Genomic DNA, 12,351 nt, shown 5'->3' with positions numbered 1-12,351 from the left:
CACTGTCAACTTTGTGTGCGGGCTAGGAATAGGAGCGTGTGCTCAGTTCTGCGTGCGGCCGGTTCCCGAAGCATTGTCAGCCTGGTGTTGGTAGCGGTCGAGGTTGCCGCGGAGAGCCGTGGCTAGATCGGCGTTCTTCTGCTGCTCGGCAAGTTCAAGTGCCTGCTGAGCGATAATGACGGCCTGATGGTAGTTCCCGGTCTCGGAATACATCGCGGCGAGCATCTGGAGGATTGCAGGCTCGCGGTTGCCGGTTAGCTTTGCGGCCGCTTCGAATTGAGGGAGCGCCTCAGTGAAGTGGCTGGTGGCGGCGTAAGCTCGGCCGAGGTTGTAATGGCATTCAGCAGAGTTGGGCGAAAGCTTCACGGCCTGCTGGAGTTCCGCGATGGCCTCATCCATCTTTCCTTCGCGGGCGAGGATAACGCCGTAAATGTTATGGCCGTCGGCGTTTTTAGGCGCGATCTGGATACCCTGCGTCAATTGTTGGATTGCTTCATCGCGATGGCCGGTCACTTCGAGCAGGTGGCCGAGGTTGATGTGCGCCGCGCCGTTGTCAGGATCGAGCGAGATGGCCTTCTGAATCTGAACCATCGCCTCATCAAGGCGGCCGGCTTCGGCAAGAGCGCTACCGAGATTGTTGTGGGCCTGAGAACTGTCGTCGTTCACCGCGAGAGACTTCTCGTAAGCAGTGATGGCTTCAGTGGTTTTGCCGCTGGCCGCGAGCGCTACGCCCATATTGTTCCAGGGGCGCGCGTCCGTGGGATCTTTATCGGCAGCCACTTTCCATGCAGGAACGGCGTCAGCGTATTTGTGCGCATCCTGCAGTTGCTGTGCCGCGTCGAATTCACGGTAGAAGTCGATAGCGGGTGTGTCGATGTGGTCGAGTCCCTCGGGGCCAAGGTTGACGAACTCGGGAATATTGACGGCGCGGTTGGCAGCGGTGGCGTTTTCAACCACGACAGGCGGGCTGGCATGACCGTGATCGTCAATGTGCGTGAGATAGAGATGCGTGTAAAGCGAAGGGCTCTTTGAAGAGAAGGCCAACCAGTGCCCGTTGGGGTTGAACGTGTGCCACGAATTCATCAGCGGCAGGTTCGACTCGAGCGGGCGTGCTTCTCCGCCTTCGAATGGCACGATATAGAGCTTGCTGTCGGGGCGCATCAGCAGGCCATTCTTGCATTCGACGAAGACGATCCATTTGCCGTCGGGCGAGACCTTGGGGAAGTTGTTGCTCATCCCGTTTTCCGATGCGCCAACAACGCGCTCGGGAGTTCCGCCCTTACCGTCGTTGAACGGGATTTTATATAGGTCGTACTGGATCTGCGTTTCGTTGGGATCGTTGGCGTATGTGGAACGCTTGTTGCCGGCCGGATAGGGATCGCGAGCGGCAGCGCGAGAGTAGATGAGGTACTTGCCGTCGAGACTCCAAAAAGCGGAGGTCTGCACGAAATTAGGATCATCGGCTCCGGGCAGGGGCTGAAGCTTGCCCGTCTCCCTGCTGTACCAGGCGAGAACGCCGCGGGTCGGATAGAAGACCTGGCCGAAGCCATAATTATCGTAGAAGCCGTTGTAGAGACGATCGAGCACCCGGGTGCCATGTGCGTGCGGCACATCAATTGAGTTGACGACATATTTACCGTCGGGCGAGACCTGGCTCATGAAGCCGAAGCGCTTTTGTGAGTGCTCCTCAGAGAAAGAACTCCATCGAAGCAGGTAATCGTTCGAGATGGTGCTCGTCTTTTTGATCGGAATCAAAGCGTAGAGGCCCTTGTCATTCGCGGGACCGTCAACATCGATGCCCATCGTCTTGCCGTCGCGCGAGAAGGAGTGGCAGTTGCCGCAGGTGGGCAGGTTGGTCATCATGACCTTGCTCTCGGTCTGATTAACGTAGCGCAACTGCCACTTGATCTTGGGCAGCACGGAATCCGGGAGGGGTTTGATCACGCCTCGCTGCTCAGTGTCGGGGTCAGGCGGAATGAGCGGAACGTCGCGATAGAAGATCGGCGCGCCAACGGGATCTTTGGACGTGGAAATGACTGCTTCCGCCCGTGAAAGAGGCTCGGCGGTCTGCTTGTTCGCAAATCCTGTGATGACGACTTTGGCAGGTTGAGAAACAGAGTGCTTTTTGATCTCTTCCCAGGTTTTGAGGTCGGGGCGCCAGGTATGGTCGGCGGCTTGTTCTGGCGTGAGCGTGGGTGGGACGTAGCCGGTCAGAGTCTCGTCTATCGGCCCCATCTGCATCTTCTCGCCGTCAGACCAGACCTGGATGGGTCGTGCTTTATCGCCAAAGATGATTTCGATATGCCATAGGTTGGCGGCGGGATTGTCGTCGCGCCAGGCAAACTGTGGCGGGATAAGGTCGGGCGGATAAATTGTGCCGTTGATGGGCACGTCGATGGTAATGGGCCCCGTGGCGGGCGGGGCGGCATCCATCAGGACGGGCTTGAGATAAGCAGGGACTGCACCGGCAACCGGGTGGCTGGCCTTAGCGGCGACCTCAATTACAACGCCTGAACCGGCGGCCAGCAGGATTGCGGCGGTCCCAATCAACACCCTTTGCATGCAGTCTCCCACTCGATTCTTGAGGAAAGGACCCTGCATGGGCTGTGAGATAGCTCACATCTGTGAGCCAGCGGATCCCACACGAAAACTGGATTATTTCGCCGGGGAAGGGTTTGTCGCGCTCTCTACTGCCCTAAAAGTTGGGTTGCTGGGACATGCGGCAGGGGGTGCAATATGCAGGTTCACCGGGCGGAATTCGCCGATTCTGCTGGGGCGCGAGAAGCCGGCACGCGAGTAGAATTGCACGAGTCAGAAATGCGTGCTCGCGCGTCTCTAAAGTAACAGCTAAAAGGCTTTTTCAGGGCTATGGACAGTAAAGACAAGTGCATCGCTGGTACGCAGAAATCAGGCTACCGTATGAGTAATCGTCGGCGGAGCTCCAGGGACCTCATGAGATTGAATAGAATTCGCCATTTTTCGTTCGGTGTTATCGCTCTTTTCGTGATGGCGCCGGCAGTTTATGGTCAAGCGCTACCTCCAGCCCAGCCGAATGCAGAGCCGGAGCAGGTTAAGGGCATGAGCGTGGGCGTTGACGAGGTCTCGCTCGATCTCGCCGTGAAGGACAAACATCGCAAACCGGTGCTCGATCTCAAGCCCGAAGATATTGAAGTTACAGACAACGGAATACCCGTAACGCTGAAGGACTTTCGCCTTGTGCAGGGGGATGTTTCTTCGAGCCGCGGACACCTGGTAACGTTTGTGTTCGATCGTTTTGAAGGAGCGATGGCGAAGGACGCCCAGAACGTCGCGAACAAGGTCGTGAAGGTTCTGCCGCAAAAAGGATATTCGCTGGCGGTACTCGATTTTGCAGGACGGTTGCGCTTGCTTCAGGGGTATACCGAGGACCGTCATGCGGTGGAGCAGGCGATCGGGATCGTGACAGCAAGCGAGGTAACGCGGCTCGAGTCCACTCGCACCAACGCTGTAAACATCGCCACAGACAAGGCTGATGCGCCAAGGGCAAAGGCCTCAAGCGAAGCAGAGAAGAATCTGATTGCAGTCGCAAGGACCGGAGTGGATAGCGCCGGTGCTCATGTGAGCGTGGAGGAGCGTGCCCGCTGCCAGGTCTTGCTGACGGCATTGGAGGATTCACAAAAGATTCGGCATGACGAGCACGCCATGCTGAATCTCGCGGGATTGCTGGCGCTGGTTCGTGCGCAACAGCATATCGCCGAGCGAAAGACGATCGTCTACTTTACGCGAAATATGCTGCTAGACAACGCGGCCAAGGAAATGCTGAAGACGATCGCTGGTGCCGCCACAGAAGCGGGCGTAAGCATTTACACAGTAGACATGGATGCGGTCAATTTTGGAAAGAATTACCAGGAGGACAACGCGAACCTGAATGGTCAGGCTCCTTATTCCCCGGCTCCAACGATCACAACGGTTACAGACGGGTCGGGAGTCTCGCACACGATTTCTTCCGGAATTCCGCTGCAGCAGCGGGGCGGTGGAGACATTCAGGGAGCTCCCTCGCCGGACGGCCGCGGAAATATGTGGGGCCAATCACAGGATGTGCTGCTCGCGACGGACTTCATGCGGGGCAGGGGCGACCCAACTGCGCTCATCGACACAAAGAACCCTCTGTCGGAGTTGTCGAAGAACACGGGGGGTATCTACATCGATGCGCAGAACGGTCTGAAAAAGCCGCTCCAGGACATGTTGGAAGACATGACGACCTACTACCAGATGACGTATAAGCCGCCGATCGAAGAGTACGACGGAGCATTTCGGACTATTGTTGCGAAACCGAAACGTGCAGGCCTGACTCTCAAGACGAAGACTGGATATTTTGCACTTGCGCCGGGAGCCGATGCAGGCATCAGGCCCTTTGAAGTTCCGTTGCTGAATCTCTTCAACCAGTCAAACCTGCCACAGGACGTGAAGTTTCACGCGGCAGTGTTGCAGTTTGGCGAGTTGCCCGATGGGAACACCAGCACGGTTGCGATTGAGGTGCCGATTTCGTCCCTGGAAGCGAATAAAGACACACGCACCAATCTTTTCTCTGCCCATGTTTCGATTGTGGCGGAGATCAAGGACAAAAACGGCACGGTGGTGGAGCACTTCGGTGAGAACATCACGAAGCGCGGCGCGGCTGAAACGCTGCAGTCCGATCCAACGTCAAGCGTCATTTTGCAAAGGCACTTTTTGTCGGTTCCAGGGCAATACATGCTGGAAGCGGCAGTGCACGACGAGAATGGGCTGAAGTACGGGGCACAGCGGCTGGTCTTCGAAATTTCGGCGACGCAAACATCGCCATATCTCAGCCCGATCGTTCTGGTGAAGCACGTTGACACGATCACCGATGACAACGAGGATCCGCTTGAGCCGATGCGGTATGAGAAGGGGAAGATTACACCGAATCTTGCTGGGATTGTGACTCCGGGTACGAAGGGTGTTTCCCTATTCTTTATTCTTCGCCCTGATCCAGGTTCAACGCAGCCTGTAACGCTTGAGATGGAAGCGAGCCGCAATGGCCATGCTGGGCACAGAACGCCGCTGCCGCTTATGTTGAATGATGCGAAAGAAACTGTGCCTTATCTCGCAACTTTTAAAGGCGCATCGCTGGCACCCGGAAACTATGAAGTGAAGGCAACGATAAGCCAGGGTGGGAAGACTGCAGTGCAGCAGATTGCGTTTACGGTTCAGGGTGATGGTGTCATGACAGGCGGGGGCACGGCAGGGGGACACGGCGGCGCCGCGGAAAACCTGACTGTCACCAGCGAGGCAAATGATACATACTCCGGTGGATTGCTTGCGATCACTGCGGTCACTGATCCGGTAACCCCGCCTTCGCAGGATGAGATCAATAGACTTATTGAAAATGCACGTGTGCGCGCCGTGGGGTACATGGATGCGTTGCCGAACTTCATGTGTGTGGAGATAACCGATCGATCTGTCGATGCGAGCGGGACGGGGAACTGGAAGCATCGAGACACGATCGCGGAGTTGTTGCGCTATCGCGACAAGAACGAGACGCATACGATGCTGGAGATTAATGGTGTGCGAAGCACTACAGACCGTGACGACCTGCTGAAGGAAAAGGGCAGCACATTGTCTGGCGGAGAATTAGGCGGCGTGTTGAAAGCGGTCTTTGCACCCTCGGCGAAGGCAGAGTTTCACTGGAAAGAAACCGACGCTCTCGGCTCCGGCAGCGTGCAGGTCTTTGACTACCATGTTGCGAAGAGCAACTCGATGTATTCGGTGGTCGGGTCGAACAATCAGCAGTTGATGGTCGCATTTCACGGGCAGGTCTTTATCGACAGTGCCACGCGCAACGTGCGGCGTATTAGCCTCGAGGCCGACGATCTGCCGAAGGATTTTCCCACGCGGTCGTCGGTGATGGGAGTCGACTACGATTACGTGAGCATCAATAGCCATGACTACCTGATGCCGATCAGCGCTGAGTTGCGTGTGCGGCAGATTCATCACCAGGCGTTGTTGAATACAATTCAATTTCGCGATTACAAAAAGTACGGATCGGCGATGAAGATCGTGGATTTCAAGCCCGTGGAGAATCAGAAGCAATAGGCGACGCCGGCAGATGACGGGGGCAGGGCTGCGGAAATTCATGGTCAGATCGAGGCCAATTGATGTCCAGTCTTTATGAGTGGTGCGCAGTTCCGTTACTAGCGATTGGCGCGTGCGGAACTCTGGGACAAACTCCACCAGCGTCACAACCCGTTCCGAATCCGGCGCCACCAGCATCTGCAACTTCCCCGGATGCGACCATGCAGGTTCCGACCCTCAGTTCGAACGCGAATGAGGTCACGCTCGATCTGGTAGTTAAGGATAAGAAACACAAGCCAGTTCTCGACCTGAAGCCGGAAGATTTCGTGGTCACAGATAACGATGTTCCGGTCAAATTGACGGGCTTTCGTTTTTTGAGCGGAAATGCAGCTGAATCAGGCCACCTTGTTACGCTCGTCTTCGATCATTTCACGGGTCCCACTGCCAAAGTCGTACAAGTAATTGCTCTGAAAATCATCAAGATGCTGCCCTCAAAAGGCTATTCGTATACGGTTTTGGATATCCCAGGGCGACTGCGTCTGATTCAGGGCTTTACTGACCACAATACCGCAGCCGATGCGGTGAAAATCCTTACAGAAAAAGCTGCCGCCGATCGGACCGAGAGAATCCAGCTGACCTACACCGGCGGAATCGTGCGCAGGGAGGATGAGGCAGATCCCACCGTCACCAAAGCCGCTGCTGATGCCGAGAAATACTTGATCGCAGTCGCTCGGACCGGCGCCGATCCTTCCGGGACCCACGTGGACATGAAGACGCGTGCCGAGTACCAGACCTTGCTGACCGCGCTCCAGGAATCGCAAAAGGTAATGCAGGACCAGCACACGTTTCCAAACCTCGCAGGACTGTTGGCCTTGATCCAATCCCAGCAAAAGATGTCAGAGAGAAAGTCGCTCATCTATTTCACGCAAAACATGCAGATGGACTCCGCCGGCAAGGAGATGGTGAAAACCATTACGGGTGCAGCGGGCAAGGCGGGGGTGAGTATTTATATCGTCGACCTGGATGCAATGAACAGCGAGGGGCGATACCAGATGGTGAATGCCCTTGCGAACAGCGGGAAAGCGTTCAATCCTGCTCCGATTCCGGTTTCCCCGTATACGACCGTAATACCGAATCAGCAAGAAGGGATCGCAGGAGTTCAGGGAACTCCGAGCGCACAGGGAGCGGTATGGGGCGAGAAGCAGGACGTTGCACAGATGGCAGACTTCCAGAGAAACGGGTTCGACTTTAAAGCGCTGGCGGCGCCGAAGAATCCCATGGCCGATATGGCGAAGGATACTGGTGGCCTGTACATCGATGCGCAGGACAGCGTAAAGAGGCCTCTCGAGCAGATGCTACAGGATATGACGACGTTCTATGAGGCCTCCTACATCCCACCCATTCAGGATTACGATGGCTCGTTCCGGACTATTGCTGTGAAACCGGTCAACGCCCGGCTCGACATTAAGACAAAGACCGGATATTTTGCGTTGGCGCCCGGGGCAGAAGCGGGCATACGGCCGTTCGAAGTGCCGCTGCTGAGGCTCTTCAACCAATCGAACCTTCCGCAGGACGTCAAGTTTCACGCGGCGGTGCTGCAATTCGGTGAGCTGCCGGATGGGAACACCAGCACTGTGGCGATTGAAGTTCCGATATCTGCGCTGGAAATCAACAAGGACACGCACTCAAATCTCTTCACGGCGCACGTGTCGGTGGTGGCGGAGATCAAAGACAAAAGCGGGACGGTCGTGGAGCATTTTGGAGAGAATATTTCCAAACGCGGGGCGGTTGAGATGCTGCAGACCGATCCTGCCGCCAGCATCATTCTGCAACGGCATTTCCTCGCCATTCCCGGCCAATACATGCTTGAGGCGGCTGTTTACGATGAGCAGGGTTTGAAGGCCGGCGCACAGCGCATGGTCTTTGAGGTTCCCCAGTCGCAGGCCTCACCGGCGTTGAGTCCCATCGTCCTGGTAAAGAGTGTGGATGCAATCAACGACGACAACGATGATCCGCTCGAGCCGATGCGTTATGAAAAAGGAAAGATCACGCCGAACCTGGTCGGGCTTATTCCTGCGGGTACGAAGAATGTGTCGCTCTTCTTCATCCTGCACCCGGATCCGAAGTCGAGTGAGCCCGTAACGTTGGAGATGGAAGCGAGCCGCAACGGGCATCCGGGCCGCCGCGCACCTCTGCCGCTGAAGCTGAACTCTGCAGAAAGCGCCGTACCCTACCTCGCCAGCTTCAAGGGTTCCGCGCTGGCGCCTGGAGCTTATGAAGTGAAGGCGATGATGACGCAGGGCGGAAAGACTGCGTCGCAGGAGCTTTCGTTTACCGTACAGGGAGACCGGCTTACGCCTGGCTCCGCGGCTGCCGGAGGATACGGCGGAGGCGCCGTGGGAGATTTGACCGCTACCAGTGAAGCCAACGATACCTACAGTGGTGGTCTGCTCGCCATCACTGCCGTAACCAACCCCGTAACCCCGCCCGAGCCCGAAGAGATCGAGAAAGTTCTCGCCGACGCGCGGGCGCGAGCTGTCGGGTATACGGAATCGCTGCCCAACTTTATGTGCGTTGAGGTGACCAACCGATCGGTGGATGCGAGCGGCACTGGAAACTGGAAGCATCGCGACACGATTGCCGAGCTACTGCGTTATCGCGACAAGAGCGAGACTCACACGATGCTCGAGATCAACGGGCAGCCCAGCACGGAGGACCGTGACGCCCTGTTGAAGCAGAAGGGCAGCACCCTCTCCGGCGGAGAGCTCGGTGGCGTGCTTAAGGCGGTGTTTGCACCGACCGCGAAGGCAGACTTCCACTGGAAGGAAACCGACGCCCTCGGCTCTGGCACCGTCCAGGTTTTCGACTACAGCGTCGCCAAAGACAACTCGATGTTTTCTGTTGTTGGATCGAACGGTGTGCAATTGATGGTGGGTTTCCGGGGGCAGGTGTTCATCGATTCCGCCACGCACAACGTGCGTCGCATCAGCCTGCAGGCAGAGGGGATGCCAAAGGACTTCCCCACGCAGGCGTCGGTGATGGGGGTTGATTACGACTACGTGGTGATCAATGGGCACGACTACTTGATGCCGATCAGCGCGGAGGTACGCGTGCGGCAGAGCCATCATCAGGCGGTGCTGAATACGATCGAGTTTCGGGATTACAAAAAATATGGCTCGGCGATGAAGATCGTGGATTTCAAGCCCGTGGAGAATCAGAAGCAATAGGCGAACAGGGCAAAATGACAGAAAGTGGCAGCGTTGCCTAATTGTGATCGAATCTCGACGCTGCATAGTTGCTTTATCCTTATAAGTATGCGATCCGTTTCGATTTTGTTGATGGCACTTGCTCTCGAGGGAGCATGGGCGCAGACCAGCAAGCCTGCGACCCTGAATGAGGCGGATGACTATCTGCGCAAGGGCATTGCGGCCCAGCAACACAACGACCTGAACGAAGCGATTGACGCTTATCGTAAAGCGCTGGCAATCGATCCGAAACTGGCTGAGGCGCGTGCAAATCTTGGAGCGGCACTGTCTGCGGCGGGTCAATTCGATGCGGCCATTGAGGAAGACACGAAGGTCCTCGCAATGGCTCCGGGCAACACGGCCGTGCGGATGAATCTTGGCCTCGCCTATTACAAAAAAGGTGACATGGAAAACGCGCATGCAGCGTTTGCAGCGGTGCATGCTGCGCGGCCGCAGGATGTGGCTGCCGCCGTCCTGCTGGGATACACCGATATCAAGCTGAATAAGTCCAGTGAAGCGGCGGCGATGCTGACGCCTCTCGAGGCCGGACACGAAAGCAACATGGACCTGGAGTACGTCCTGGCTTATGCGCTGATTGATAACGGTGAAGCGACGTCTGGCCTGCCGCGCATGGAGAAAGTGGCAAAGGCAACACAGTCGGCGGACGCATACTTTATTTCGGGAACGGCGCGATTGCATCGCCGTGAGTTTCACGAGGCGCGAACTGATCTTGACGCCGCGATCGCGTTGCATGGTGATTTTCCCGGTCTATACACGATGGCCGGACAGGCACGCGATGCGCTGGGAGATACAGAGGCAGCACAGCCTGCGTTTGAAGAGGCACTGAAGGCGGACCCGCGGGACTTCATGGCAAATCTGTACCTGGGAACGATGCGGTTGAACCAGAGAGATTTGGAAAAGGCCACGCCGATGCTGGAACTAGCGCTGCAACTGCAGCCGACTTCGCCCATGGCTCGACTGCAGATGGCGAAGCTGAACGCCATGACCGGAAAATATGCGGAGGCTGCCAAAACTCTGGAAGAGCTGGTGAAGGCTGATCCCAACTGGCTCGATCCACACATTGAGCTTGCTCCGATTTATTACAAGCTGCATCGGCCGGATGATGGACAAAGAGAGCGGGACATTGTGGCGCAATTAGAAGCCAAACAGCAGAAGGCCGGACCGCCGAAGCAGTGATCTCTATTTTTTCGGTACTGCCGATTGGGCTGGCTCGGTGACTTTGAGAATCTGATTCGCCGCAACATTTTCGAGCGTCTGAACGATGCCGCTGGGCCAATGAATCTCAACTGTGGTGGCCTTCGTTTCCGCGCCGAGCCCGAAGTGCACAGGCCCAAGGCTTGAAGAGGCGTAGCAGACGCTGGATGTCTGGTGATTGTACTGCGTTCCGGCAGGAGTCACTACCTTGATGCGAGCGCCAATTCCATCGCGATTCGATTTCACTCCGTGCAGAGCAATGTCGAGCCAGTGGCCGAGGTTGGGGCTGCGGTTCATCCACAACTCTGCTGGTTTATCGAGGCTGGTTGCAACAATGTCGATGCGGCCTTTACCGTCGAAGTCGCCGAAGGCGCAGCCGCGATGACGTGCCGCGGTAGCCTCAGTGAATCCGGCTTCAGCGGTGAGTGACTGCCATTTTCCGCTCGCTCCGAGATTACGGAAGACAACATTGGGTTCAGCGAACTTGTAGCCGGGCGGCCAGACAGACGTGACTTGTCCCCGCGTGACAAAGAAGTCCTTCCAGCCGTCGTTGTCCAGATCATAAAAAGCCGGCCCGAAGCCGGACATGCCCATGCTTAGTGCGCGCATGCCGCTGGACGCAGTGGCCTCAGCAAAATCGCCTTTGCCAGTGTTGAGGTAGATGGGAAACGTCTGGCTCTTGAGTGCGACGTAGGCAATGTCTGGGAATCCATCGTTGTTGACGTCGCGGAAATCGGTGCCCATGCCGGAGATGAATGCGGCATCTTCGGCGAGAGCAACATTGGTCTGGAACGCTACTTCTTCAAACTTGTTGCCCAGGTTGTGAAAGAGAAAGGCGTACTCTGCGTCGTTGGTTACGAAAAGATCGGGCTTGCCGTCGAGATCGTAGTCTGCCATTCCCACGCCCATGCCCTTGCCTACGTGATCGCGTATGCCCCACTCCTTCGAGACATCTTTGAAGGTCCCATCGCCCTGGTTGAGAAAGAGCTGGTTGGGGAGTCCCTTGTAGTAGCGGGGATGGCAGAACTCAGCGACACCTTCGATGACGCACTTGGGAATATTCGAATAGGTCCACTGCAGATAGTTGACGACGAACAAGTCGAGCAGGCCATCGTTGTTTACGTCGACCCAGACGGCGGCGACTGCCCATAGCGGGCCGTATTCGGGATCGTTCCATTTATCGAGGCCGGCCTTTTTGGTGACATCGGTGAAGGTGCCGTCGCCGTTGTTGTGATAGAGGGTGTTGCCGTGGACGCCGGCAACGAAGATGTCGGGGTGCCCGTCATTGTCATAATCGCCGATTGCGACACCGACGTCGAATCCTTTGCCCTTGAGCCCGGCTTGCTCTGTGACATCCGTGAAGGTGCCGTCGCCATTATTGCGGAAGAGACGGTTGTAATACTTCGGCGAAGACTTTTCGAGTGTCGCAATATCAGCGCCGTTGGTAAAAAAAATATCAGGGCGGCCGTCCCCGTTGTAGTCAAAAACGGCGACACCTCCAGCCATGGTTTCAGGAACATTTTTAGCGGGGCTGAGGCTGCTGTCGAGTTGAAATGGAAGCTTCTTGAGTTCGAATCTGATGGGGGCCTGCGATTGCGCGGACGCAGCCGTCTGCTGACACTGCAGGATGCTGCAGGGAGCCCATGAAACAAGCGCCAGCGCCGCGAGATGGATGGGGATGAATGCAGACCTGCACATGAAAAAGAAAGGGCGGCAGCTGTGCTACCCCACTTGGATTCTACTATCTGTACAGCGTTGGAAGAGCCGCGCAACTCACGGATGTTCTATTCTGTGAAAGCAATGCGTGTCGTTCAAATTC

General features: G+C 56.5%; 5 protein-coding genes. 3 read left to right on the top strand and 2 right to left on the bottom strand.

The genetic code is table 11. The annotated features are described in order from the left end of the window. Positions 1 to 42 precede the first annotated feature (42 nt). The gene (locus tag WA354_RS17735; RefSeq protein ID WP_472814352.1) at positions 43 to 2,562 is read right to left on the bottom strand and encodes a tetratricopeptide repeat protein; all 2,520 of its coding nucleotides are present in this window, start codon (positions 2,560 to 2,562) and stop codon (positions 43 to 45) included. A 390-nt stretch (positions 2,563 to 2,952) separates the two neighbouring features. On the opposite strand from WA354_RS17735, the gene WA354_RS17730 reads away from it, so the two are divergent. From WA354_RS17730 to WA354_RS17720, 3 genes are all read left to right on the top strand, one after another. Further along, entirely contained in the window at positions 2,953 to 6,093 is a 3,141-nt protein-coding gene (locus WA354_RS17730) for a VWA domain-containing protein (protein ID WP_472814351.1), read from the top strand. 200 nt (positions 6,094 to 6,293) lie between these two features. Further along, positions 6,294 to 9,299 carry a VWA domain-containing protein gene (locus WA354_RS17725; RefSeq protein ID WP_472814350.1) on the top strand — a complete coding sequence of 1,002 codons (3,006 nt, stop codon included), beginning with the start codon at positions 6,294 to 6,296 and terminating at the stop codon, positions 9,297 to 9,299. 111 nt (positions 9,300 to 9,410) lie between these two features. Continuing rightward, positions 9,411 to 10,514 carry a tetratricopeptide repeat protein gene (locus WA354_RS17720; RefSeq protein WP_472814349.1) on the top strand — a complete coding sequence of 368 codons (1,104 nt, stop codon included), beginning with the start codon at positions 9,411 to 9,413 and terminating at the stop codon, positions 10,512 to 10,514. Positions 10,515 to 10,517: 3 nt separating this feature from the next. Here the strand turns inward: WA354_RS17720 and WA354_RS17715 are convergent, their stop codons facing one another. After that, entirely contained in the window at positions 10,518 to 12,230 is a 1,713-nt protein-coding gene (locus WA354_RS17715; protein WP_472814348.1) for a CRTAC1 family protein, read from the bottom strand. Between the last annotated feature and the right edge of the window lie 121 nt (positions 12,231 to 12,351).

The organism is Occallatibacter sp. (genome assembly GCF_049802275.1).
Taxonomy (GTDB): Bacteria; Acidobacteriota; Terriglobia; order Terriglobales; family Acidobacteriaceae; genus Telmatobacter.
Note: the sequence above shows the minus strand (reverse complement) of the source record. Positions and strands in the feature narration are given on the sequence as shown.